Annotated in this window: 22 protein-coding genes; 12 read left to right on the forward strand and 10 right to left on the reverse strand. The window is 64.3% G+C overall.

What is annotated here, in order from left to right; genetic code table 11:
* Nucleotides 1-10 precede the first annotated feature (10 nt).
* On the forward strand, nucleotides 11-298 hold the full coding sequence (locus RFM68_RS21290; protein ID WP_320235127.1) for a GIY-YIG nuclease family protein: 288 nt from the start codon (nucleotides 11-13) through the stop codon (nucleotides 296-298).
* 151 nt (nucleotides 299-449) lie between these two features.
* Here the strand turns inward: RFM68_RS21290 and RFM68_RS21295 are convergent, their stop codons facing one another.
* Genes RFM68_RS21295 through RFM68_RS21305 form a run of 3 tightly spaced genes read right to left on the reverse strand, consistent with a single transcriptional unit; the run spans nucleotide 450 to nucleotide 3,134 of the window.
* Nucleotides 450-1,679, reverse strand: coding sequence for an NAD(P)/FAD-dependent oxidoreductase (locus tag RFM68_RS21295; RefSeq protein ID WP_320234974.1), 1,230 nt, complete (start codon nucleotides 1,677-1,679; stop codon nucleotides 450-452).
* Between the two features lie 5 nt (nucleotides 1,680-1,684).
* A complete protein-coding gene (locus RFM68_RS21300) occupies nucleotides 1,685-1,999 on the reverse strand; it encodes a MocE family 2Fe-2S type ferredoxin (protein ID WP_320234975.1) in 315 nt (104 codons plus the stop codon).
* Between the two features lie 28 nt (nucleotides 2,000-2,027).
* Entirely contained in the window at nucleotides 2,028-3,134 is a 1,107-nt protein-coding gene (locus RFM68_RS21305; protein WP_320234977.1) for a fatty acid desaturase family protein, read from the reverse strand.
* Between the two features lie 173 nt (nucleotides 3,135-3,307).
* Between RFM68_RS21305 and RFM68_RS21310 the strand changes: the two genes are divergently transcribed.
* The 7 genes from RFM68_RS21310 (at nucleotide 3,308) to RFM68_RS21340 (ending at nucleotide 11,432) form a co-directional block, all read left to right on the forward strand.
* Nucleotides 3,308-4,339, forward strand: a complete 1,032-nt coding sequence (locus RFM68_RS21310; RefSeq protein WP_320234978.1) for a LacI family DNA-binding transcriptional regulator — start codon at nucleotides 3,308-3,310, stop codon at nucleotides 4,337-4,339.
* 593 nt (nucleotides 4,340-4,932) lie between these two features.
* Nucleotides 4,933-5,874, forward strand: a complete 942-nt coding sequence (locus tag RFM68_RS21315) for a sugar ABC transporter substrate-binding protein (RefSeq protein ID WP_320234979.1) — start codon at nucleotides 4,933-4,935, stop codon at nucleotides 5,872-5,874.
* A gap of 186 nt (nucleotides 5,875-6,060) precedes the next feature.
* Nucleotides 6,061-7,137: an ABC transporter permease gene (locus tag RFM68_RS21320; RefSeq protein ID WP_320234980.1), complete on the forward strand. Its 1,077-nt coding sequence runs from the start codon at nucleotides 6,061-6,063 to the stop codon at nucleotides 7,135-7,137.
* 2 nt (nucleotides 7,138-7,139) lie between these two features.
* Nucleotides 7,140-7,910, forward strand: coding sequence for an ATP-binding cassette domain-containing protein (locus RFM68_RS21325; RefSeq protein WP_320234981.1), 771 nt, complete (start codon nucleotides 7,140-7,142; stop codon nucleotides 7,908-7,910).
* Between the two features lie 81 nt (nucleotides 7,911-7,991).
* Nucleotides 7,992-8,984, forward strand: coding sequence for an inositol 2-dehydrogenase (iolG, locus tag RFM68_RS21330; RefSeq protein WP_320234982.1), 993 nt, complete (start codon nucleotides 7,992-7,994; stop codon nucleotides 8,982-8,984).
* A gap of 367 nt (nucleotides 8,985-9,351) precedes the next feature.
* Nucleotides 9,352-10,146 carry an SDR family oxidoreductase gene (locus RFM68_RS21335; RefSeq protein ID WP_320234983.1) on the forward strand — a complete coding sequence of 265 codons (795 nt, stop codon included), beginning with the start codon at nucleotides 9,352-9,354 and terminating at the stop codon, nucleotides 10,144-10,146.
* 194 nt (nucleotides 10,147-10,340) lie between these two features.
* Complete coding sequence (locus RFM68_RS21340; protein WP_320234984.1) at nucleotides 10,341-11,432, forward strand: 3-deoxy-7-phosphoheptulonate synthase; 1,092 nt, start codon at nucleotides 10,341-10,343, stop codon at nucleotides 11,430-11,432.
* Nucleotides 11,433-11,458: 26 nt separating this feature from the next.
* Here RFM68_RS21340 and RFM68_RS21345 read toward each other — a convergent pair whose 3' ends face one another.
* Nucleotides 11,459-12,094, reverse strand: coding sequence for a LysE family translocator (locus tag RFM68_RS21345; RefSeq protein WP_320234985.1), 636 nt, complete (start codon nucleotides 12,092-12,094; stop codon nucleotides 11,459-11,461).
* Between the two features lie 126 nt (nucleotides 12,095-12,220).
* On the opposite strand from RFM68_RS21345, the gene RFM68_RS21350 reads away from it, so the two are divergent.
* Complete coding sequence (locus RFM68_RS21350; protein WP_320234986.1) at nucleotides 12,221-12,922, forward strand: helix-turn-helix transcriptional regulator; 702 nt, start codon at nucleotides 12,221-12,223, stop codon at nucleotides 12,920-12,922.
* A gap of 77 nt (nucleotides 12,923-12,999) precedes the next feature.
* Here RFM68_RS21350 and RFM68_RS21355 read toward each other — a convergent pair whose 3' ends face one another.
* The 3 genes from RFM68_RS21355 to RFM68_RS21365 form a co-directional block, all read right to left on the reverse strand.
* Entirely contained in the window at nucleotides 13,000-13,800 is an 801-nt protein-coding gene (locus RFM68_RS21355) for a class I SAM-dependent methyltransferase (protein ID WP_320234987.1), read from the reverse strand.
* A 182-nt stretch (nucleotides 13,801-13,982) separates the two neighbouring features.
* On the reverse strand, nucleotides 13,983-15,062 hold the full coding sequence (locus RFM68_RS21360; protein ID WP_320234988.1) for an NAD(P)H-dependent flavin oxidoreductase: 1,080 nt from the start codon (nucleotides 15,060-15,062) through the stop codon (nucleotides 13,983-13,985).
* A gap of 66 nt (nucleotides 15,063-15,128) precedes the next feature.
* Complete coding sequence (locus tag RFM68_RS21365) at nucleotides 15,129-16,244, reverse strand: LacI family DNA-binding transcriptional regulator (protein ID WP_320234989.1); 1,116 nt, start codon at nucleotides 16,242-16,244, stop codon at nucleotides 15,129-15,131.
* Between the two features lie 614 nt (nucleotides 16,245-16,858).
* Between RFM68_RS21365 and RFM68_RS21370 the strand changes: the two genes are divergently transcribed.
* The 3 genes from RFM68_RS21370 (at nucleotide 16,859) to RFM68_RS21380 (ending at nucleotide 20,501) form a co-directional block, all read left to right on the forward strand.
* Entirely contained in the window at nucleotides 16,859-17,821 is a 963-nt protein-coding gene (locus RFM68_RS21370; RefSeq protein WP_320234990.1) for a sugar-binding protein, read from the forward strand.
* A 122-nt stretch (nucleotides 17,822-17,943) separates the two neighbouring features.
* Nucleotides 17,944-19,509, forward strand: a complete 1,566-nt coding sequence (locus RFM68_RS21375; RefSeq protein WP_320234991.1) for a sugar ABC transporter ATP-binding protein — start codon at nucleotides 17,944-17,946, stop codon at nucleotides 19,507-19,509.
* On the forward strand, nucleotides 19,506-20,501 hold the full coding sequence (locus RFM68_RS21380) for an ABC transporter permease (protein ID WP_320234992.1): 996 nt from the start codon (nucleotides 19,506-19,508) through the stop codon (nucleotides 20,499-20,501). The genes RFM68_RS21375 and RFM68_RS21380 overlap by 4 nt, the downstream gene beginning before the upstream one ends.
* A 178-nt stretch (nucleotides 20,502-20,679) precedes the next feature.
* Here RFM68_RS21380 and phnN read toward each other — a convergent pair whose 3' ends face one another.
* The 3 genes from phnN to RFM68_RS21395 are packed head-to-tail and all read right to left on the reverse strand — an operon-like array spanning nucleotide 20,680 to nucleotide 23,184.
* Nucleotides 20,680-21,306 carry a phosphonate metabolism protein/1,5-bisphosphokinase (PRPP-forming) PhnN gene (gene phnN / locus RFM68_RS21385; protein WP_320234993.1) on the reverse strand — a complete coding sequence of 209 codons (627 nt, stop codon included), beginning with the start codon at nucleotides 21,304-21,306 and terminating at the stop codon, nucleotides 20,680-20,682.
* On the reverse strand, nucleotides 21,303-22,442 hold the full coding sequence (locus tag RFM68_RS21390; RefSeq protein ID WP_320234994.1) for an alpha-D-ribose 1-methylphosphonate 5-triphosphate diphosphatase: 1,140 nt from the start codon (nucleotides 22,440-22,442) through the stop codon (nucleotides 21,303-21,305). The genes phnN and RFM68_RS21390 overlap by 4 nt, the downstream gene beginning before the upstream one ends.
* Before the next feature lie 34 nt (nucleotides 22,443-22,476).
* Nucleotides 22,477-23,184, reverse strand: a complete 708-nt coding sequence (locus RFM68_RS21395) for a DUF1045 domain-containing protein (RefSeq protein WP_320234995.1) — start codon at nucleotides 23,182-23,184, stop codon at nucleotides 22,477-22,479.
* Nucleotides 23,185-23,349: the final 165 nt, after the last annotated feature.

Below are 23,349 nucleotides of genomic sequence, written 5' to 3' on the forward strand. Positions count from 1 at the left end.
AGATCGCCAGATGACCGGCTACGTCTACATGACCGCAAGCCAGAAAGGCGGCACGATCTATATCGGCGTCACCAACGACCTTGCTCGTCGGATGCCCGAGCACAAGACCGGCCAAGGCTCCAGCTTCACCAGCCGTTACGACGTGCAGCGTCTCGTCTGGTACGAGGAGTATTTCGACATCACTGAGGCCATCCAGCGTGAGACGTCATTGAAGCGCTGGCTGCGGCAATGGAAGATCGAACTCATCGAGAAGACCAATCCGGAATGGTTCGAGTTGTTTCGCGGGATTGGCTGGTGAGCGTTCTGCAGCGTGGCGGCGCTCAACCGTCACGGCATGGATTCTAGGGTCTGCGCGCGTCGCTCTGCTCCTTGCTCCGCCCTAGAATGACGAAGGATACGCCGGCAGGCAGATGAGAGGCAGCGCCGCGATCAACAATTGGCGCGACAGTTCACGCCGCCAGCAGCGACTTCAGCTTGACCGCTTGCGATCCCAGCGCCTCCGGCGCCGGCGTTGCCCGCTTGGCGATCAGCATTTCCGCCAGTCGGATGTCGCGCGCCACTGCATTGCCGGGGCCGATGCCGCTGGCGGCGACCAGCCTGCCGCCCTCGGCCAGATGGAACAGGATGAAGGCGCCGTCGTCGAGGTCGCGCCGCACCATCGCCCGGCCTTCGTCCGAAAGCCCGGCGATCTGCAAAGTGAGGCCGTACTGATCCGACCAGAACCACGGCACGGCGGCATGCGCCTCATTGGCGCCCAGCATGTTCTTGGCCGCGAGCGCGCCGTGCTCCTGCGCATTGCGCCAGGCTTCGAGCCGCACACGCCGGCCGCCATAGACGGCGAGCGGGAACGAGCAGCAATCGCCGGCGGCGAAGATATCCGGGTCGGCGGTGCGCAGACGCTCGTCGACGGCGACGCCGTTGTCGATTGCGAGCCCCGCTTCGGCGGCAAGCGCCGTCACCGGCACGGCGCCGATGCCGATCACCGCGAGATCGGCGACGACCTTCTGCCCGTCCGCCAGCGTTATGGCGACCTCCGCGCCATCATCGGCAATCGCCGCGATGCCCTGGCCGGTGCGGATCCAAACGCCCTCGGCCTCATGCGCCTTGTGGACGATCTCCGCGATCTCGGCCGGCACGCCGCGCATCAGGATGCGCGGCTGCGCCTCGATGACGGTGACGGTAGCGCCGAGCTTGCGCGCCGAGGCGGCCAGCTCGAGGCCGATGAAACCGCCGCCGATGATGGCGACGCGGTTTCCGGCGCTGAGATGGGCACGGATGGCCAGCGCGTCGTTGAAGGTCCTGAGATAGACGCAGCGTCCACCGAGGCCTGGCATCGGCAGCTTGCGCGGCACGGACCCGATCGCCAGCAGCAGCTTGTGGTAGGGAAGGGAAGAGCCGTCCGATAGGCGCACGGCATGCGCGCCGCGGTCGATCGCAACGGCCCGGACCGAATGGATGTGCCGGATCGAGCGTTCGGCCAATAGCTCGTCGCTTGCGATCGCCTTGATGAGCGGTGCCTCGCTGGTCATCGCCTCCTTCGACAGCGGCGGCCGCTCATAGGGCAGGTGCGGCTCGTCGCCGACCAAGGTCACCGGTCCTTCATAACCGAGATCGCGCAGCGCAAGCGCGGCGCGGCCGCCGCACTCGCCGGCGCCGATGATCACCATTCCTCCCGTCATCGTCGTCACCCGACCTGAATGAGGACTTTGCCGGCATCGACCTTAACCGGATAGGTCTTGAGATTGACGCAGACCGGCGCGCCGCGCGCGTCGCCGGTCTTGTAGTTGAAGCGGCCATTGTGCTTCGGGCACTCGATGATGTCGTCCATCACCAGCCCGTCGGCCAGGTGCACCTTTTCGTGCGAGCACAGGCCGTCGGTGGCGAAATATTCATCGTCCGGGCTGCGATAGATGGCGAAGGTGCGGCCGGCATGGTCGAACCGCATCACGTCCTCTTCGTCGATGTCTCCGGCCGCGCAAGCCTCGACCCAGTCGCTCATCGTGTCCTCCGGCAAAATGTCTTGAGCCTCACTCCGCGGCGGCAGCCATCGGAATGTCGTTATGCAGTTCCTCGCGATAGGGCCGCGCCGTCGGCGGCAGCTCGCGCTTGATGAAATAATCCTCGTTGCGCAGCTGGCGCAGGAAGGCCGGGATCATTTCGCGATAGCCGGCCAGGATCGACGGCGTCGGCGCCGGCAAATCGTGCTTGATCATGTCATGCAGCTTCGGCAGCGCGTGATAGGGCACCATCGGGAACATGTGGTGCTCCACATGGTAGTTCATGTTCCAGTAGATGAAGCGGCTGATCGGGTTCATGTAGACGGTGCGGCTGTTCAGCCGGTGATCGGTGACATTCTCGGCCAGTCCGCCATGCTGCAGCAGTCCGGTCATGACGTGATGCCAGGCACCGTAGAGCCGGGGCAGCCCGACCAGCATCAGCGGCAGGAACGAGCCGGAATAGAGCGCCAGCGCGATCGTCGCGGCGTAGATCGCCGTCCAGACGCGGGCGATACGGATCGCCTTCGGCTGCTCCTGCTCGGGAATGAAAGTCGCTTCCGCGGCGCTGACAATGCCGGCGGCGTTGCGCAGCATGTCGGTCATCGCATGCCAGGCATCGAGGATGCCGAAGAAGTTGAGCACCACGCGCAGCAGGTCCGGCGGCCGCATGACGGCGATTTCGGGATCGCGGCCGACGATGATGGTGTCGGTGTGGTGGCGCGTGTGGCTCCAGCGCCATGTCACGGGATTGCGCATGATCATGAAGCAGGCGATCTGGTAGACGGCGTCGTTCATCCACTGGGTGCGGAAGGCCGTGCCGTGGCCGCATTCGTGCCAGCGGGAATCGGTCGAGGAGCCGTAGAGCGTGCCATAGACGAAGAAGAAGGGGACGCACCACCAGGTGCCCCAGAACCACACGCCGCCGACGCCACTGAGGACCATGGCGCCGAGCCAGATGACGGTATCGCGGATCGCCGGCTGGTCCGAGCGCTGCATCAATTCCTTCATCTGCTTGCGCGGGATTTCGGTGTGGTACCACCCGGCCGCCGCCAGCCCGCTCTCGACAGCGCGTTTTGCGTCGCGGCCGATCAGGCTGTAGTCGCGTGGCGACGCCGCGGAAGACGTCATGGCCGTCATTGAGGTTCCTCCATCAGCATCCGGCGAGCGGCTCGGATAAGTCGAGGCTCGTCCATGGCTGGCTTCCACTCCAACATACCGCCAGCCTATGATAGTCTCAACATCAGAAAGATAGTTTCTATCATTTCCTCTCAGAATGAGATATCTTCTGTCGGACAAGCGATGGGGCATTCATGGCAAAGCGACCGACCATTACCGATCTCGCGCGCGCTTCGGGCGTCAGCGTCGCCACCGTCGACCGGGTGCTGAACCGCCGCCTGCCGGTGCGCCAGGAGACGGCGCGCCGGGTCTACGAGGCCGCCACCGAGATCGGCTACCACGCGGCGGGCCTGATCAAGCAGCGCATGCGCCAGGAATTGCCGGAATACCGGCTCGGCTTCCTGCTGCTCAGGGGCAACGATGTCTTCTATGGCGATTTCGCCAGGGAGCTCGAGCTGGCTGTCGCGCAGTCGCAACGTTTCCGCGGCACCGCGACGATCGACTTCGCCGCTTCGCTGGCGCCCGACGAGATCGCCGCCCAGATGCGCAAGCTGGCGGCCAAATCGCGGGCCATCGCCGTCGTCGGCCCGGATCACCCGACGCTGACGGCGGTCGTGGAGGCGCTGAAAGCGAGGGGGCAGCCGGTCTTCTCGCTGCTGTCCGACTTTGCCGCCGGCATCCGCGAGGGCTATGTCGGTCTCGATAACCGCAAGGTCGGGCGCAGCGCGGCATGGATGATCGCCAAGGCCGCCAGGAAGCCGGGCAAGGTCGCGCTCTTCGTCGGCAGCCACCGCTTTCACGGCCATGAGCTGCGCGAGATCGGTTTCCGCTCTTTCTTTCGCGAGCACGCGCCGGACTTCACCGTGATGGAAACGCTGGTCAACCTCGAGGCCAACGATGTGACGCATGATGCCATGCTCGATCTCCTGGCGCGCCATCGCGACCTTGCCGGCTGCTACGTCGCCGGCGGCGGCATGGAAGGCGCGGTCTCGGCGCTGAGAACGGCGAGCCCGGTTGAGATGCCGGTCGTCATCTGCAACGAGATCAACGCCGTCTCACGCGCCGCGCTCGCCGACAACATCCTCACCATGGTGATCTCGACGCCGCTTGCGGTGCTCTGCCGGGAACTCGTCGGGCTGATGGCACATGCCATCGAAAGCGGCGCCGCCAATGCGCCGGGACAGACCTTCCTGCCCTTCGACATCTATCTGCCGGAGAACATCTAGATCTCCAGCACAGGGATTTTGATCGGTCGGCGCTGTTTGCGTTGGCAGGCGGCATGCCCACCCCGTCGTCATTCTATGGTCTGCGCCGCGTCGCTTCGCTCCTTGCTCCGCCATAGAATGACGAGGTTGGGGCGGCTTCAACCAATCCCCGGCATTTGCGCTGATTTCACGGAAATGAACGGAAAATCTTGCACCAAGACAAACGGCAACCTTTTAAAAATCCCTGCGTCCGGGAACTAACCCCGGAACGGCGGGATCGGTGTGAAAGAATCCATCAGGCTGATGGATTCTTTCACGACGGTTCGCCGCGGTTCGGCCGCGGGATTCGACGATCGGGGTCTTCGTCACGGTGATCGCGATCGAAAAACCGGCGGCCCCGGTCGGAATCACCCTTGACGTTCCCAAATGAAATGGAATAAATATTTCACTAGATAGGCTTTTTGGTTCTTTCGTTCCGGAGCCTCTGTTCGAACGAAGGATGAGGCGTTCCACGGAATGGGTAACGCCGCATGGCCGCAGGGAGAGATTCTCCGGGCAAACCGGAGATTCCGGTTCAATGGGTGCAGCCGGACACCAAGTGGAGGAGAGATAAAATGAAGAAACTTATTTTGGGCGTCGCGCTGTCGGCGCTGATGTGCTCATCCGCCTTCGCCGCCAAGATCGGCGTCTCGATGGCCAAGTTCGACGACAACTTCCTGACCGTGCTGCGCAATGGCATGATCGCGCAGGCCAAGGGCATGAGCGGTGTCGAGCTGCAGGTCGAGGACGCGCAGAACGACGTGGCCAAGCAGCTTGACCAGATCAAGAACTTCGCCGCCTCGGGCGTCGACGCCATCATCGTCAATCCGGTCGACACCTCGGCCACGCAGGCGATGTCGGACGCGGCCGCCGCCGCCAAGATCCCGCTGGTCTATGTCAACCGCCAGCCGGTCAATGTCGATACGCTGCCTGACAACCAGGCTTTCGTCGCTTCGAACGAAGCCGAATCCGGCACGCTCGAGACCAAGGAAGCCTGCCGCCTGTTCAAGGAAGCCGGCAAGAAGGAAGCCAATGTCTATGTGATCATGGGCGAGCTTTCCAACCAGGCCGCGGTGCAGCGCACCAAGGACATCGAGGAAGTGATCGCCACCCCGGACTGCAGCTTCATCAAGATCATCGACAAACAGACCTCGAACTGGGATCGCGACCAGGCACAGAACCTGATGACCAACTGGCTGTCGTCGGGCAAGGCGTTCGACGGCGTCATCGCCAACAACGACGAAAGCGCCATCGGCGCCATCCAGGCGATGAAGGCTGCCAATGTCGACATGAAGTCGGTGATCGTCGGCGGTGTCGACGCCACCCAGGATGCGCTGGCCGCGATGCAGGCGGGCGATCTCGATGTGACGGTGTTCCAGGACGCCGCCGGCCAGGGTGCGGGCGCGCTCGACGCGGCGCTGAAGCTCTCCAAGGGTGAGAAGGTCGAGCACAAGGTCTATGTGCCCTTCCAGCTTGTCACCCCGGCGAACATCGACAAGTTCCTGAAGAAGAACTGAGGCTGCGCCAACGCAGTTCCAGGAAAAGCGTGCCGCGGTTTTCCGTACGGAATTGCGTAAAGACCAAACTGGCGCACCGACGCATCGGACCGGCTGAAATCGGCTGCTGTTGAAGCGGCGCCGCTCTCTTCCTTCTCCCGCCCCACCGGGCGGGAGAATGGGCGCGGTCATTCGGAGGAAGAAGACGTGTCACAGACATCGCATGGCATTGGCGGGCTAAGCTATGACGCCAAGAAGCGCGCCTGGCCTGCAGAGTTCAACGTGTTCCTGGCGCTGGTCATCCTCGTCGCCGCGTTCGAGCTGATCGGCCGCGTCTTCCTCGGCGACAGCTTCCTGTTCAACACCCGCGAGAACGTCAACGCGATCTTCAACCAGCAGCGTCTGGAAATCATCATCCTGCAGGTGTCGATCGTCGGCATCATCGCCATCGGCGTCACCCAGGTCATCATCTGCGGCGGCATCGACCTGTCCTCGGGCTCGATCGTCGGCGCCACCGCCATGATCGCCATGAGCTTCGCACAGGTTGCGACCGTCAACGGCAATCCCAATCCCAAGGCGATGTTCATCGACTATGGCTGGACCGACCTGCCGGTCATCGTGCCGCTGCTGGTCGCGGTCGGCTGCGGCCTGATCGCCGGCCTGATCAATGGTCTGCTGATCGCCTACACCCGAATTCCCCCCTTCATTGCCACGCTCGGCATGATGGTCACCGCCCGCGGCATCGCCAAATGGTGGTCGAAGGGCCAGCCGATCTCGTTCCCGACCGACAGCTTCGCGGCCATCGGCAAGGGCCTGATGCCGGTCGTCATCTTCATCTCTCTGGCGATCCTGTTCCAGCTCATCCTGACCTACACGAAATACGGCAAGCACTGCTACGCCATCGGCTCGAACGAAGACGCCGCTCGCATGTCCGGCATCAAGATCGCCAACCACAAGGTGCTGGTCTATGCCATCGCCGGTATCCTGGCAGCGATCGCCGCCGTGGTGCTGTCCTCCAAGAACCTCACCGCCCAGGCCGGCATGGGCGTTATGTACGAGCTCGACGCCATCGCCATGGCGGTCATCGGCGGCGTTTCGCTGTCGGGCGGCCGGGGCTCGATCATCGGCACCGTGATCGGCTCGCTGATCTTCGGCGTCATCATTTCCGGCTTCACCTTCCTGCGCCTCGACGCCTACTATCAGGAGATGGTCAAGGGCGTGATCATCGTCGGCGCAGTCGTTCTCGATCAATGGCGCCAGCGCCGCCGGGCGATAGGAGCTTGAGCATGTCCGACATCGTTCTGAAGACCGAAAACCTCACCAAGCACTATGGCGGCGTGCACGCCCTGCAGGAGGCGAATTTCGAGCTGCGCAAGGGCGAGCATGTCGCCATCATGGGCGACAACGGCGCCGGCAAGTCGACCTTCGTGCGCCAGATCACCGGCGTCGAGCAGCGCACCGAGGGCAAGATCTGGTTCGACGGCAAGGAAGTGAACTTCGCCGGCCCGATCGAGGCGCGCGAGGCGGGCATCGAGACCGTGTTCCAGAACCTCGCTCTGGCCGACGATCTCGACGTGCCGTCGAACCTGTTCCTCGGCCGCGAGAAGGTGCTGTTCAACCTCGGCCCGTTCTCGATCCTCGACCGCAAGTATATGCGCAAGGCGACCGAGGCGGCGCTGGTCCGCACCGCGGTGAAGATCCCGAACCTTTCGAGCACCATCCGCCACATGTCGGGCGGCCAGCGCCAGTGCGTGGCCATAGCCAGGACCGCGACCTTCGCCTCCAAGCTGATCATCATGGACGAGCCGACGGCGGCGCTCGGCGTGCAGGAGACGGCGCAGGTCGAAAACATCATCCGCACGCTGAAGGAAAACGGCGAGCCGCTGATCCTGGTCAGCCACAACATGCGCCAGGTGTTCGATCTGGTCGACCGCATCGTCGTCTTCCGCCGCGGCAAGATCGTTGCCAATCTGCGCAAGCAAGACACCGACGGCAACGACATCGTCGCCTACATCACCGGCGCCAAGACCGGGCAGGCGGAACTTCAGGCCGCCTGACGGGCGCCACGACGGACAAATCGATCATCCGCGCCGACAGGCGCGGACACGCCTGTAAAACCCACCCTCGAAGGACATTCCATGACACTCCGCTTCGCTCTCCTCGGCGCCGGCCGCATCGGCAAGGTGCATGCCCGCGCCGTTGGTTCCAACCCGCAGGCCAAGCTGGTCGCCGTTGCCGATGCCTTCGAGAGAGCGGCGACGGACCTGGCCTCCGCCTATGGCGCCGAAGTGCGCGACATCGCGGCAATAGAGAAGGCCAAGGATATCGACGCCGTCATCATCTGCACGCCGACCGATACCCATGCCGATCTGATCGAGCGCTTCGCCAAGGCCGGCAAGGCGATCTTCTGCGAGAAGCCGATCGATCTCTCGGTCAAGCGCGTGGAAAAGTGCCTGGCCGTGGTCGAGAAGACCAAGGCAACGCTGATGGTCGGCTTCAACCGCCGCTTCGACCCGCATTTCGCCGCCGTGCGCAAGGCGATCGACGACGGCGCCATCGGCACGGTCGAGATGGTCACCATCACGTCGCGCGATCCCGGCGCCCCGCCGCTCGATTACATCGCCCGCTCCGGCGGCATTTTCCGCGACATGACCATCCACGATTTCGACATGGCGCGCTTCCTGCTCGGCGAGGAGCCGGTTGCCGTCAGCGCGCATGCCTCGGTTCTGGTCGACAAGAAGATCGGCGAAGCCGGCGATTTCGACTCGGTCAGCGTTATCCTCGAAACCGCGTCCGGCAAGCAGGCCGTCATCTCCAATTCGCGCCGCGCCACCTATGGCTATGACCAGCGCATCGAGGTGCATGGCTCCAAGGGCATGGTCGCGGCCGAGAACCAGCGGCCGGTGTCGATCGAGCTCGCCAACGACAAGGGCTACACCCGCCCGCCGCTGCACGACTTCTTCATGACCCGCTACATCGACGCCTACGCCAACGAGATTGCGTCCTTCATCACCGCGACGACATCCGGCAAGAAGGCGGCGCCAAGCGGCAAGGACGGGCTGATCGCGCTGAAGCTGGCCGATGCGGCACTGAAGTCGGCGGCGACAGGCAAGACCGTTCGGGTCGATTGACTCGAAGAGGCAGGTATTTCGATGGCGGTCGGATTGTCTGTCTCCAACGCTTGGCGATTAGCCGGAAGGCCTATCACGTCGTCATCCACGAGCGGAGCAAGAAGCGGAGCGACGCGGCGCAGACCCCAGGATCCATTCCGTTACATCGGAGTGGTGCCAACGGTGCAGAATCCTGCTCCGCCGCTTTCTTCGGCCGGGGGCACGGCATGGATCCTAGGGTCTTCGCGACGGAGCTTCGCTCCTGCTTCGCCCCAGGATGACGACGTTGAGGATGCTTGGACAACGTTGGGGCAAGGCACCGGGAAACCGGTCGGAACCTCAATGAATATCGGAAAACCATTGGTAATCAAAAACACAGGAGAGAGCGATGAGCGGATCAGCCGGTCGCAATTCACAAACGCGCGCCATCGTCACCGGCGGCGCGCAGGGCATCGGCTTCGCGGTTGCCGAGGCCTTGGCGGATGAGGGCTGCCGCGCGCTGGCGCTGATCGGCCGCTCGCAGGAGAAGGGCGACAAGGCTGTTGCCCATTTCAAGACATCAGGCGTCGACGCGATCTTCATCAGCGCCGATGTCTCGAAGGTGGCCGACTGCAAGCGTGCAGTCGCCACCGCGCTCTCGCATTTCAGCAGCGTCAACGCGCTGGTCAACGCCGCCGCGACGTCGGCGCGCGGCTCGCTGGTCGAGACCAGCGAAGAGCTTTTCGATACGATCTTCGACACCAATGTGCGCGGCCCGTTTTTCCTGATGCAGGGCGTGGTGGCGCATCTGCTGGACAAAAAGGCACCGGGCTCGATCGTCAACGTGCTGTCGATGTCGGCGCATGCAGGCCAGTCCTTCCTGACGCCCTATTCGACCAGCAAGGGCGCGCTGATGACGCTGACCAAGAATGTCGCCAACGCCTATCGCTTCAACCGCATCCGCTGCAACGCCGTGCTGCCCGGTTGGATGGACACCGAAGGCGAGGACATCGTGCAGAAGAAATGGCACGATGCGCCCGATGATTGGCTGGCGAAGGCCGAGGCGGCGCAGCCGATGGGCCAGTTGGTAAAGCCGGACCAGCTCGCGCGGCTGATCAGCTATATGCTGAGCCAGCAGGCCGGCGTCATGACGGGTTCGCTGGTGGATTACGACCAGAACATAGCCGGCGTCATCGGGGAGTAGTGACAATCGCCTTCGCTTCCACTATATGAGCCGCATGATCAACCTGACCGCCACGTATTGGTACTTTAGGAGCTCGCTGGCGGCGGGAGGATTGCGCTCGATCTGAAGATTGCAGCAAAACAGTCCGACAAGCCGCCAGACCTGGCGGCTTTTTCGTTTCAGCCGGCAGGTCTCCTAACCAGGAGCAGAAAGCCGTGTTGACCACCACAGACGACCTTCGGGTCAGGGAACTCAAGGTACTGACCACGCCGGAAGAGGTGATGCGCGAGATACCGCGCTCGCTCACGGCGACGCGCACCGTTGCCGCTTCGCGCAACGCCATCCATTCCATCCTGTCGGGGGCCGACGATCGACTGGTGGTCATCGTCGGTCCTTGTTCCATCCATGATCCGGTCGCCGCCGTGGACTACGCCAGCCGTCTGGCGGCGCTGCGTGAGGCCCTGGCCGACCGGCTCGAGATCGTCATGCGCGTCTATTTTGAGAAGCCGCGCACCACGGTCGGCTGGAAGGGCCTCATCAACGATCCCGATCTCGACGGCAGCTTCAACATCGACAAAGGGTTGCGCATGGCGCGCAACGTGCTGTCGGCCGTCAACAATCTCGGCCTGCCGGCGGCGACCGAATTCCTCGACATGACGACGCCGCAATACATTGCCGACCTCGTCGCCTGGGGTGCCATCGGCGCCCGCACCACCGAAAGCCAGATCCATCGCGAGCTGGCGTCGGGCCTCTCCTGCCCGGTCGGCTTCAAGAACGGCACCGACGGCAATCTCAGGATCGCCGGCGAAGCGGTGAAGTCTGCCGCCCAGCCGCATCATTTCATGGCGGTGACCAAGGGTGGACGCAGCGCGATCGCCGAGACCACCGGCAATGAGGATTGCCACGTCATCCTGCGCGGCGGCATCACGCCGAACTATGATGCCGCAAGCGTCGACGCGGCTGCTGCCGAGCTCGGCCGCATCGGCGTCGCGCCTCGGCTGATGATCGATGTCAGCCACGCCAACAGCGCCAAGAAGCCGGAGAACCAGCCGAAGGTCGCCGCCGATGTGGCCGGCCAGGTCGCGGCGGGTGACGAGCGCATCATCGGCGTCATGATCGAGAGCAATCTCGTCGCCGGCCGTCAGGACGTCGTGCCCGGCAAGCCGCTCACCTACGGCCAGAGCATCACCGACGGCTGCATCGACTGGGCGACCACCGAGACGGTGCTGCACGGCCTCGCCGGCGCCGTCGAATGGCGCCGATCGGTGAAGCGCGAAATGCTTGCCAGCCGTCAGGGCGCGGCCTGAGCGGAGTGTCGTCGAGAGGGCGGCGGTTATGCCGCCCTCAATCCCTCCCACGCGGTGAATATCGATACCGCGAACAGCAGCAGCCCTGCCATGCGTCCTGCCAGAACGGTTGCGCCGGGATTGGCAACCAGCAGCCCCCGGCTGCGCCCGGCGGTGACAGCAAGCCCGCCATAGATCCCCGCCTGCGTGGCGACCGTCAGCAATCCCATGATTGTCGCCTGCATCCAGATCGGACCGTAAGCCGGCTTCAGGAATTGCGGATAGACGGCAAGGATGAAGAGATAGGCCTTAGGATTGATCAGGCAGGTGACCATGCCTTGCCGAAAGGCCTTCCAGGCTGAGCGGCTGCCGGCGGGTCCGTCATCGCCGACGGTGATGGAACTGCGCATCAGCGAAATACCGATATAGGCCATATAGGCGGCGCCGGCGACCAGCAGCGGCGTGAACAGGACCGGCACGAAATGCATGAGCAGCCCGACGCCGATCGCGCCGTTCAGCGTGTGCACGGCGCCGCCGAGCATGATGCCGGCGGTCGCAGCCAGGCCCCTGTTGCTGCCGCCGGTCAGCGCATTGGCCAAAACGAACAGCATATCCATGCCCGGAACAGCGATGATGCCGAACAAAAGCACGAAGAACAGCCAGAGGTTTTCACTATAGCTCATGTCAGTTGCCTGTCGCCTCACCCGCGAGTGTCCAAAGGAATCTGTTGATTTTCAAGCGTGTAGGCGGCCCTATAGGCCACCCCAACTGACGAGGGTGTGTCAGTTGCGTTTCGGCTGAGTGAGGAAATGCGCAAGGCCTCGCGCCTGTTCGAGATCATCCAGATCCTGCGTCTGGCCCGAAAACCGGTGACGGCGGCGACGATCGCCGAGCGGCTGGAGGTGACGGTGCGCTCGGTCTATCGCGACATCGCCGCCCTGCAGGCCATGCGCGTGCCGATCGAGGGCGGACGCGGCATCGGCTACATCCTGCGCCCCGGCTTCGACCTGCCGCCGCTGATGTTCTCCATCGAAGAGATGGAGGCGATCGTGCTGTCGCTGGCGCTGCTCGAGCGCACCGGTGACGACGAGCTCAAGCAGGCTGCCAAACGCGTCGGCGCCAAGATCGCCCGCGCGGTGCCGCCGCCCTTGCGGCAAACGCTCAACGCCAATGCGCTGCACGCCTGGGGATTTGCAGCACCTTCCGCTTCCGCCGTCGACCTCGCGCTGGTCCGCCGCGCCATCCGCGACGAGGAGAAACTGGCCCTATCCTATCGCGACGAGGCGGGACGGGCGACCGAACGCATCATCCGCCCAGTCGCGCTGATCTATTATGCCGAGGCCGCCAACATCGTCGCCTGGTGCGAACTGCGTCAGGCCATTCGCAACTTCCGCAGCGACCGCACCGAGGATTGTCGGCCAGCGGGCTTGTGGTTCAAGGGCGACGGCGACCGGCTGCGGCAGGTATGGGTCGACGGCTGGGAGATCAATGCTTCCGCAGCCGGCAGCTGACGCGTGCGGGCTTTCGACAGGCCAGGTGTTCCACGCTGATCGGACTGCTGGCGCTGCCCGGCTGTGCCGCCGCGACTTCAGGGCACGATGCCGCGACAGGCCCAGGCGACGCTGACGAACGATCGCGGACCATGGGGCCGGCCGGCCTGATAGGCATCGCGGACGGCGGCCTCGACGCGCTCCCGCTCGGCCGCATCCAGCGTGGTCATATATTTGCCGAGCGGGCCTTCGCCGGCACCGATCGGCGCCCAGAAGTCGTCGAAATCCGCGTAATCCATGCGGATCATCAGTTCGGCCTCGGTAACGTCGACGAGACCCTGCTCCACAAAGGTCCGCTTCATCTCGCCCGGCTGCATCATCGGCTGGAAACAATAGCGGCTGCGCATCTGCCGCCCGCTCTCGCTGAGCGCCGCCACCGTGTCGATCATCATGCGCATGCCGGGCATGCCGCCGTAATGGTCCCAGACCACGGCAGCGGCCACGCCGCCCGGCCGCACCACGCGGCGCATCTCGGCCACCGCCTTGCCGGCTTCCGGCACGAAGTGGAGCACCAGCAACGCCAGCGCGCGGTCGAACGCATCGTCCGCGAATGGCAGCGCCGTGGCGTCGGCCTGGCTGATGGTGACGCGCGGATCGGTGTTGCGCTCTCTCGCCGCCTCGACGAAGACGGGCGAAAAGTCGATGGCCTGGATCTCGGCGAGATCGGCGGATTTTGCCAGCTCGAAGGTCAGGCTGCCGGTGCCGCAGCCGACATCGAGGATTTTCTCGCCGGTGGCCAGCCCCGCGAAATCGATGAATTTGGGTGCAAGTCTCCGGCTCCAGCGCCCCATGAGCTGCTCATAGCCGGACGCTGCATGCACGGTGAAGATAGATGTCATCGGATGTTCCCCACTTGTGAGCTCAAGCTAGACCGCCACGGATTTGATGCCAAGGCGCAGAGCAATCAAAGTCGTCGGGCAAGGATAGCGCGGCCTGTGGTGGCGCTAATGTGGGCGACTTCACGGCCGCCACGGTCGCGAACACTCCAGCTTTGGTGGTGGGTTTCTGCGAACGGATGTCTTCACGCCGACGACGTCGAGAGCGTATCGAATATCCCCTTCGCCTCGGCCACGAGCGTATGCATCAGTTGCCCCGCAGGAAGCTCCCTGTTCAACGCGGCCGCCTGTCCATACAGATGAAACGCAAAGTCTTCCTTGGCATGACCGGCGTCGCCGAGCGGGCTGCTCAGCGCATACATTTGCGGAAAATCCGGAAGAGGTGTCCGGCTCCCCTCCATCTCCAGGGCATAGCGCGTGCGTTTCGCCCGCGCGGCACGGCCCGAGAAGGCATCGGTGACCATCGTGTCCATATCCGTCGCGGAGCGGATCAGGGCGCGGCGCGGGCCGTCTGTCCCGGCTTCGTCGCAGGACAGAAAGCCGGTGCCGATCTGCACGCCGCTGGCGCCAAGTGCGAAAGCGGCCGCTATGCCTCGGCCGTCGGCAATGCCGCCCGCGGCAATGACAGGGAGCTTGACGGCATCGACGACCTGGGGGACCAGTGCCATCGTTCCTACGCCGTCACCCGGATCGGTCGGAACATGTGAGCCGCGGTGGCCTCCCGCTTCCCATCCCTGGGCTATGATCGCGTCGGCCCCACTTTCGGCGAGCTTGCGCGCCTCGGCGACGTTTGTCGCGGTGCTGATGATTGCGATCCCGGCCTGCTTCAACCTAGCGACCTTAGCCGCGTCCGGCATGCCGAAATGGAAGCTGACGACCGGCGGCCGGATCTCGAGCACCAGATTAAGCTTTTCGTCGTCGAAACCCGGCCCGATCGGTGGAAGCCTCGTCGGCGGCTCGCCGAGCGAAAGCTCCCCGTAGTAGGGCCGCAGCCTTTCGATGGCCCGTGTCAGCACTGCGTTGCTGGTACTGGGTTGTGGAAAAACAAAGAAATTGAGGTTGAACGGATGGTTGGTCCAGGCGCGCAACTGGCGTGCGACGTTGCGCAGGCCATCCGGCAGCATCGAAGCACATCCGAGCGATCCCAGCCCACCGGCGTTGCTCACCGCTGCGGCGAGTTCCGGTGTTGCCGAGCCGGCCATCGGAGCCTGGATGATGGGATGCTCGACCTTCAGCAGATCGCATAAACGACGGTTCGGCCACATGAGCGTCTTGCCTCTGTCGAGGAAGGAACATACGCCCGCCCAGCATAGGCCTATGTCAGGGCCTGGTCATCGCAATTGTGCAGGCACGCTGCCCACGCTCTCCCGCTCCACCAGCGGACATTCGAGCTTGGTGATGGGATAGCGGCCGCGGCCGGGCGTTGGCGGCGTTTCGAGCTGTTCGATCGCCCATTGGCCCATCGCCAGATGCGGCAGGATTGAGGTCGTCAGCGGCGGGAACAGATGGCGGGCGATTTCCTCGTCGTCATAGCCGACCACGGAAATGTCCTGCGGGATGTGCAGGCCCGCTTCCTTCAGCGCTTCGTAGCAGCCGATCGCCGTGCGGTCGTTCTGGCAGAAGATGGCGGTGGGTCGCTCCCTCAGTCCAAGCAGCTTGACCGTCGCGGCGTAGCCCGCGCTGGCCGACCAGTCGCCCTCGACAACCAGTTCAGGGTCGAACGGGACATCGGCCGTGGCCAAAGCGCGGCGGTAGCCCTTGAGCCGATCCTGCGCCGCCTGCATCCACGGCTCGCCGGTGATGGTGGCGATGCGGCGATGGCCATGGCTGATAAGATGCCTTGTCGCGCTCTGGCCGCCGGCGATCTCGGAGGGAACCACGGCCGGGAAGGCATAATCGGCGGTGTAGCAATTGAGCAGGATGACCGGCATCTCGAGGCTGTAGAGGAAATCGGGCGCGGCGATCTCGCGGGTGAAGATGGTCATGTAGATCAGCGCCGAGATGCCGCGCCTCGTGAGAGCCGAAATAGCGCGCGGCTCCATCACAGCGTCGCCCATCGTCTGCGCCACCAGAAGCACGTTGCCGGCGTTCCATGAAGCCTGCCGCGCGCCCTCGATGGCGACCACCGCCTCGGGGCTGGTGGCAAGCTGGTCGACCGCGAAGCCGATGACGCCATCAAGGCCTTCGAAGGGCGTCACCGGCGGCCGGAGCGCTGAAAAGACCGGTGGCGAATAGCCCAGCGCCCGAGCCGCCTCGATCACCCGGTCGCGCGTCTGCTGCGACAGCCTGATGCCGGGCGAATCGTTGAGCACGAACGACACCGTCGCCTGCGAGCAGCCGGCGGCTCTCGCAATGTCGGTCATCGTGACACGTCCCTTGGGCTTGGCGGCCGGCTTGCGTCGCCTGGAAGCCTCGGGAGGGTCGCGCAGTTCCGTCGGTTCGCTCATGATCGGTTCCCAAACCCAGCCGGCTCTAAAGCAAAGGCCGGCGGCAACGGCAAGATGGTCGAGGTCGGCGCCCTTAACGAAAACGCACCGTGCTAATAGATATTATCACGTGCGGCATACAAATTGCCAGCCGCGACGCATCGCGACGAAACCGATCAGACAAGGTCAGTAGTGCTGACATTCCTGTGTTTTCCGCGGGGCGGCAAGCCTTGCCGCCTCACTCTCCTCACTCCCGGCGCGTCTTGCGAACAGCGTCTCCTCCGCTTCGAAAGCGCGCGCCTTGGCTTCATAACTAATACTATTTACTAATAGCCGCAGGCGTTCTAGTGTCAACTCGTCGTAACCATCCGGACTCCGGATCGGCGCCGGCAGGTGCGAAGGATGCTCGCTCGATATCCCGACGCCAGCGCCGGAGTGGGCTTGCATCCCATCTCACGAAAATGTCAGACAAATCGGACTATTTACGAACGCCACATCTGTGTCTAGTGTCTCGACCGCGGCCGGATATCGGCACCGTTCTTAAGTCGGCGGACTTTCGCCGCACCCTTGAGGAGGAGGGTTATCCGGGCCGCGGTTGAGACGTCAGCGACGAGTTCTACAAGGGAGGTTGAACTATGAAATCCATGATCCGTAATGCATCCGTCGCCACGGCGGCCTTGCTCATCGGCCTGTCGGTAAGCGCCAGCGTGCGCGCCGACGACAAGCCGACGCTGGCCTTCGTCGTCAACGGCGCGTCAGACTTCTGGAAGGCGGCGGAAGCCGGCGTCAAGAAGGCGCAGGGCGAATTGCCCGACTACAATCTCGAGCTCAAATATCCGGAACAGTCCTCGGTCGCCATCCAGCAGCGGCTGATGGACGACCTGGTGACGGCAGGCGTCAAGGGCATCATGGTCTCGGCCGTCGATCCCAAGACCTCGACCGACGGGCTGAACAAGATCGCGTCGGAAACGGCGCTGTTCACCACCGACTCGGATGCGCCGCAGACCAAGCGCGTCGCCTATATCGGCTCGTCCAACGTGGATGCCGGCAAGCAGGCGGCCGAGATCGCCAAAAAGGCGATGCCGAACGGCGGCAAGTGCCTCGGCTTCGTCGGCCTGCTCGGCGCCGACAACGCCAAGGAACGCATCCAGGGCATGAAGGACGGGCTCGCCGGCAGCAAGATCGAGCTGGTCGACGTGCGTGGCGACGACATCGACCAGGCGCGTGCCAAGAAGAATGTCGAGGACGCGCTGGTCGCCAGCCCCGACATCACCTGCATGGTCGGCTTCTACTCCTACAACACGCCGCGCATCTATGAAGCGCTGCGCGATGCCGGCAAGCTCGGCCAGATCACCGTCGTCGGCTTCGACGACGATCCGATCACGCTGGGCGGCGTCAAGGAAGGCACCGTCGCCGCGACCGTGGTGCAGCAGCCGTTCGAATGGGCCTATCAGGGCATGAAGCTGATGGCTTCCTACCTCAAGGGCGACAAGTCCGGCATTCCGGAGAAGGGCCTGATCATCATCCCGACCAAGATCATCGGTAAGGATGACGTCGACGCCTACGCCGCAAACCTCAAGGCGATGTCCGGCAACTGACCGGACGAGCAATCGCGCCGGCTCAGGGTTCGCCTTGAGCCGGCGTTCGTATTGACGGACCTGCCAAGGCCCGTCAGTCTGTGGCCCACCGGCTGCTGCCCCGTGCGGTAAACTATGGCGTGATGACCTCTACCGACACCACTCAACCAATCACCGCTCCGTTCCTGAGCCTGGAAGGCGTGCGCAAGACCTATCCGGGTGTTGTGGCGCTGGACAGGTTTTCGATGGAGGTCAGGCCGGGAGAGGTCATCGGCCTGGTCGGCGAAAACGGCGCTGGCAAGTCGACGCTGATGAAGATCCTCGGCGGCGTGACGCGGCCGGACAGCGGCAGCATCACCGTCGACGGCGTCGCCCATGACGGACTGACAGTGGAAGCCAGCATCGGCTCCGGCATCGCCTTCGTGCACCAGGAACTCAATCTGTTCGATAACCTCGACGTCGCCGCCAACATCTTCTTCGGCCGCGAGCCGCTGCGCGCCTGGCCGCTGAAGCTGGTCGACCGCGCCAAGCTGCGCGAAATGGTGGCGCCGCTCTTGAAGCGCGTCGGCGCCAATTTCTCGGCCGATACGCCGGTCGCATCTCTGTCGCTCGCCCAGCAGCAGATGGTCGAGATCGCCAAGGCGCTGTCGATCAAGGCGCGGCTGGTTATCCTCGACGAGCCGACCTCCAGTCTGCCGATCGCCGAGACCGAAAAGCTGCTCGACGTCATCAAGGGGCTGAAGGCGCAAGGCATCAGCGTCATCTTCATCTCGCACCGGCTGCATGAGATCGAGCGCGTCGCCGACCGCGTCGTGGTGCTGCGCGACGGCACGCTGGCCGGCACGCTGGCGAGGGCCCAGATCAATCACGACGAGATGGTCAGGCTGATGATCGGCCGCATGCTGAAGGAGCGCGAGAAGGCGGGCGAAGCCACGCGGGCTCCGGGCAGCGTAGCCCTGTCCGCCGATGCCATCCGCACCAGCACCTACCCGGATCGGCCGGTCAGCTTGGAGCTGAGGCGGGCGGAGATCCTCGGCCTCGCAGGCCTTGTCGGTTCCGGCCGCACCGAGCTCGCACGCGTGCTGTTCGGTATCGACGAGCGATTGGCCGGCAGCGTCACGCTCGACGGCAAGCCGCTCGATGTCGGCTCCGCCGCCGATGCGGTGGCGAACGGCATCTTTCTCGTGCCGGAAGACCGCAAGCTGACCGGCATCCTGCTCGATCTCTCGATCGCGCAGAACATTTCGCTGCCCAATCTGCCGGCGCACGCCAGGCGTTCGCTGGTCTCGGCCAACGCCGAGCTTGCCACTGCTGAAAAGCAGAAGAAGAACCTCGGCATCAAGGCGCCGTCGGTCCTGACCCGCACCGGCACGCTGTCGGGCGGCAACCAGCAGAAAGTGGTTCTGGCCAAATGGCTGGCGATGAACCCGAAGGTGATGATCCTGGACGAGCCGACCCGCGGCATCGACATCGGCGCCAAGGCCGAAATCTACGGGCTGATGCGGGCGCTGGCCGATGCCGGCGTCGCGGTGCTGATGATCTCCAGCGACATGGAAGAGGTGATCGGCGTCTCGGACCGCATCGCGGTCATGCATGAGGGGCAGATCTCCGGCATTCTCGACAAAGACGATTTCAGTCAGGAGAACGTGCTCTTGCTGGCGGTCGGCAAGAAGCCGAAATTGCTGCAAGCGGCGGGAGGAGCGCAATGAGCAAGAAAGATCTCGGCCTGCTGATTCTGATCCTGGTGGTCGGCGCGGTGGTGACGGCCATCAACCCGCGCTTCCTGCTGCCGATCAACCTGGCCAACACCTCCAACCTGATTGGCCTGTTCGGCATTCTTTCCATCGGCCAGGCCTTCGTCATCATCACCGGCGGCATCGAGCTCTCGGTCGGCTCGCTGGTCGCGCTGCTCGGCACGTTGTTCATCGACTTCATCGCCGTGCGCGAGGTGGGCTGGCCATTGGCCTTCATGCTGATCATCGTGCTCGGCGCGATCATCGGCTTCGTGCATGGCTGGCTCATCACGCGGCTGAAATTGCAGCCCTTCGTGGTGACGCTCTGCGGTCTGCTCATCTATCGCGGCGTGGCGCGCTTCTACACCGCCGACGGCACGGCGGGCTTCGCCTTCGGTCAGAATTTTCCGGACCTTGAATTCCTGACGGCCGGCCGTTCCTACGGCGTGCCGAACAGCTTCATCGCGCTCATCGTCATCGCCGTCGTCACGTGGGTGGTGCTGCACCGCTCGGTGTTCGGCCGCTACCTCTATGCGATCGGCAAGAACGAGGAAGCGGCGAAATACTCGGGCATCCGCACCGGCCGGGTGATCATCGCAGCCTATGTCATCTGCGGCGTGCTGACGGCGCTGTCGGCGATCTATTTCGCCATGTATACGCGCTCGATCTCGCCGGCGAGCCACGGCCAGTTCTACGAGCTCTATGCCATCGCCGCGGCGGTGCTGGGCGGCTTCTCGCTGCGCGGCGGCGAAGGCTCGCTGGTCGGCGTCATCCTCGGCACGGTGCTGCTGCAGGAACTGCAGAACCTGGTCAACCTGCTCGGCATCCCGTCCTCGCTCAACTTCGCGGTGATGGGCGGCGTGATCCTGATCGGCGTGCTGGTCGACCAGCAATGGGGTGTCTTCCGTGCCCGCCGCCGCATGATGGAAGCGACGCGCCGCAACGTTGCCGGCGCGCCTGCGGAGTAGCTCTGCATCCCCCTTCTCCCCTTGTGGGAGAAGGTGGCCGCGAAGCGGCCGGATGAGGGGTGCTGGACGAAGTGAGGCGGGGCCAATTTCAAGCCTGTCGCCAAGCTGGAGCACCCTCATCCGTCTCGGCGCTTCGCGCCGATCCACCTTCTCCCACAAGTGGGAGAAGGGGAAGGCTCTAGATCATGTCCGACAAATCCGAAAACGCCATCGCCTTGCGCAGCACCTCGGCAAAGCGTTCGCCGGCGATTTCCTTGTCGCCGCCGTTGTCGATCGAGGTGACATCCGGCCCCGTCAGCTTGACGCTCGTGCTGCGCGCCAGCCGGGCAAGCACTTCGCCGCGCGATTCACGGCCGCGCGCCGCCAGCCGTTCGGCGAGGATCTCAGGCGCCGCGGTGATCTCGACCACCGCCAGATTGGCGTAGCGTTCACGCAGCGCCGGGATGACTGCGCGCGACACATTGGCGACCGCCACATGACCGTTCGCCACGGCCCAGTCGACATCGGCCGGCAAGCCGTAGCGCAGGCCGTGCGCGTCCCAGCAAAGCGAGAAGGCGCCGTCGGCCTCCGCTTCGGCAAAGGCGGCATCGGCCAGCGTATCGTGGTCCTCGCTCGCCGCGTCGCTCGGCCTGGTGATGACTCGGCGCACGAATTCCAGCCGCGTCTCGCCGGCAAAGCGCGCCTTGGCATAGCCGATCACCGTATCCTTGCCGGCGCCGCTCGGGCCGACGACCGCGACGAAGACGCCGTTGCGGATCGGCAGGCTCTCGGCCAGCTCGCGCTCGATGAGGGCCGAGACCATCATGCGACCCGGCTGCCCTGACGCCACACGGTGCGCACGACCGGCACATGGTCGTCGACGCGCACGCGCACCAGGTCGGCGCGCCGGCCGGGCTCGATGACGCCGCGATCGGCGAGGCCGATCGCCTCGGCCGGGTTCTTCGTCACCATCGCGACAGCCTGGGGCAGGGTGATGCCCTCGACGACATCGCCGAGGAAGAAGGCCGACTGGATCAGGCTGAAGGGAATGTAGTCGGACGACAGGATGTCGAGCAGGCCGTCGGCGGCAAGCGTGCGGGCCGATACATTGCCGGAATGCGATGCGCCGCGCATGACGTTCGGCGCGCCCATCAGCACGCCGAGGCCTGCCGCCTTGGAGGCCTTGGCCGCCTCTTCGGTGGTCGGGAACTCGGCGACGCGCACACCCTGTTCGATCGCTTCCTCGACATGGCCGGTGGTGGCGTCGTCATGGCTCGCCAGCACGATGCCGCGCTCATGGCAGGCGGCCGAGATGAAGACGCGGTTCGGGCCGGAATTGCGGTCCGATTCGCCCATCCGCTTTTCGCAGAATTTCTGGAAGTCGCGATCCGTCAGCTTCAGCTTGCGCTGGTAGTAGTAGGCATAGGTCTCGAGGTTGACGAACTGGCGCTGTCCAGGCGCATGATCCATCAGCGAGGCGAGCTTCACCCGGTCGTCGGTTTCGAAATTGGCGAAGGCCTTGAGGCAGTCCGGCGCCGAGACTTCACAGCGCAGGTGGATGAAATGATCTGCGCGCAGGCGGTCTTCGCGCACGCTGTCCTCGATCGCGTCGGCGAGCTTGCGGATGTCGTCGGAAGTCAGGTCGGCATCTTCGTCCATGCCGACCCGCAATGCGTCGAGAACCGTGGTGATGCCGGCGGTCGCGATCTGAGCGTCATGGGCAAGCACGGCGGCGATCGGATTCCAGCGCACCTTGGGACGCGGCGCATAATGGCCTTCGAGATGATCGGTGTGAAGCTCGACCAGACCCGGGATGATATAATCGCCGCCCATATCCTCGCCGGTGCGGGCAGCACCCGGCTCAATGGCGGCAATCAGGCCATCGCGCAACAGCAGCGAACCCTCGACGATTTCGTCGGGCAGCACGATGCAGGCATTGGTGAGAACGGTTTCGGCGGTCATCTCGGCGGTCCTATCTCGAGCGGTCGGCGATCTATCAGGCGGTCTTACGGGCCGGGCCGCGGCCAAGCGCATGGTGGGAAAGCACCATGAACGGGGCACCGGGCTCGTTTTCGACAAACAATGTCAGCGCATCGACCGCCACCGGCCGCCGCAGCACATCGGCGAACAGGCTGTCGATCGCTGCACGAAGACGTGGGCTTTCCTGTGGCCCGACGCGCCCCGAAAGCGTCATGTGGAAGCGGAATGTGTCGAAGACGTAAGGATAGCCCCATTGGCAGAGGTTACGGAACTCGTCCGGTCTCAGCGCGTCCGGGCTGCGCCGCTCGATCTCGGCCTCGGTCAAGGGCGCGCGGAACCGGTCGAAGGCACGCACCACCTCACCGGCGAAGCTGTTGAGCGGCGCAAACTGCGTTTCCGGCACCAGCGCGAAGAAGTCGTCGATCTGGCCGATGACGAGGCGTGGAATGACGACCGGCGGCGTCGCCTCGGCAAAAGTGTCGAGCGCGGCGCGCAGCGAAGCTTCCGTCTCGCTCGGCGCCAGCCGGAACGGCGCCTTCAGCGTCGCATGGAACCCGTAACGCCTGGCCGAGGCGGTGTGAAAGGCGACTTCCGCGGCCGACAAATCACCCACCGCCTCGACCGGCCGTGTCGCCGCGCCAAACGGGTCGCGGCCCAGCCAGTTGGCGGCAATGCGCGCCAGTGGCTCGTCCTGCCTCGGGGTGAAGTAGATGGCGTAGCGCATGGGCGTTCCTCATCAAGCGCGCTGCGCCCGAAGGATTATGCGACGCGCTTCAAGTCCTGGTTTTTGGCAAGTCCCAAAAACGCTCAGGCGCTTCGGCAACGTGCATCAGACCCGCTGCCATAGGTGATTTCCATGACGGATTGACGAAGCTTTCATGGGTTTTCG

The organism is Mesorhizobium montanum (assembly GCF_033977145.1).
Taxonomy (GTDB): Bacteria; Pseudomonadota; Alphaproteobacteria; order Rhizobiales; family Rhizobiaceae; genus Mesorhizobium; species Mesorhizobium montanum.

Coding starts and splice junctions, on each gene's coding strand:
- RFM68_RS21290 (WP_320235127.1), top strand. CDS start 11: ATGACCGGCTACGTCTACATGACCGCAAGCCAGAAAGGCGGCACGATC.
- RFM68_RS21295 (WP_320234974.1), bottom strand. CDS start 1,679: ATGACGGGAGGAATGGTGATCATCGGCGCCGGCGAGTGCGGCGGCCGC.
- RFM68_RS21300 (WP_320234975.1), bottom strand. CDS start 1,999: ATGAGCGACTGGGTCGAGGCTTGCGCGGCCGGAGACATCGACGAAGAG.
- RFM68_RS21305 (WP_320234977.1), bottom strand. CDS start 3,134: ATGACGGCCATGACGTCTTCCGCGGCGTCGCCACGCGACTACAGCCTG.
- RFM68_RS21310 (WP_320234978.1), top strand. CDS start 3,308: ATGGCAAAGCGACCGACCATTACCGATCTCGCGCGCGCTTCGGGCGTC.
- RFM68_RS21315 (WP_320234979.1), top strand. CDS start 4,933: ATGAAGAAACTTATTTTGGGCGTCGCGCTGTCGGCGCTGATGTGCTCA.
- RFM68_RS21325 (WP_320234981.1), top strand. CDS start 7,140: ATGTCCGACATCGTTCTGAAGACCGAAAACCTCACCAAGCACTATGGC.
- iolG (WP_320234982.1), top strand. CDS start 7,992: ATGACACTCCGCTTCGCTCTCCTCGGCGCCGGCCGCATCGGCAAGGTG.
- RFM68_RS21335 (WP_320234983.1), top strand. CDS start 9,352: ATGAGCGGATCAGCCGGTCGCAATTCACAAACGCGCGCCATCGTCACC.
- RFM68_RS21345 (WP_320234985.1), bottom strand. CDS start 12,094: ATGAGCTATAGTGAAAACCTCTGGCTGTTCTTCGTGCTTTTGTTCGGC.
- RFM68_RS21350 (WP_320234986.1), top strand. CDS start 12,221: ATGCGCAAGGCCTCGCGCCTGTTCGAGATCATCCAGATCCTGCGTCTG.
- RFM68_RS21355 (WP_320234987.1), bottom strand. CDS start 13,800: ATGACATCTATCTTCACCGTGCATGCAGCGTCCGGCTATGAGCAGCTC.
- RFM68_RS21360 (WP_320234988.1), bottom strand. CDS start 15,062: ATGTGGCCGAACCGTCGTTTATGCGATCTGCTGAAGGTCGAGCATCCC.
- RFM68_RS21365 (WP_320234989.1), bottom strand. CDS start 16,244: ATGAGCGAACCGACGGAACTGCGCGACCCTCCCGAGGCTTCCAGGCGA.
- RFM68_RS21370 (WP_320234990.1), top strand. CDS start 16,859: ATGAAATCCATGATCCGTAATGCATCCGTCGCCACGGCGGCCTTGCTC.
- RFM68_RS21375 (WP_320234991.1), top strand. CDS start 17,944: ATGACCTCTACCGACACCACTCAACCAATCACCGCTCCGTTCCTGAGC.
- RFM68_RS21380 (WP_320234992.1), top strand. CDS start 19,506: ATGAGCAAGAAAGATCTCGGCCTGCTGATTCTGATCCTGGTGGTCGGC.
- phnN (WP_320234993.1), bottom strand. CDS start 21,306: ATGATGGTCTCGGCCCTCATCGAGCGCGAGCTGGCCGAGAGCCTGCCG.
- RFM68_RS21390 (WP_320234994.1), bottom strand. CDS start 22,442: ATGACCGCCGAAACCGTTCTCACCAATGCCTGCATCGTGCTGCCCGAC.
- RFM68_RS21395 (WP_320234995.1), bottom strand. CDS start 23,184: ATGCGCTACGCCATCTACTTCACCCCGAGGCAGGACGAGCCACTGGCG.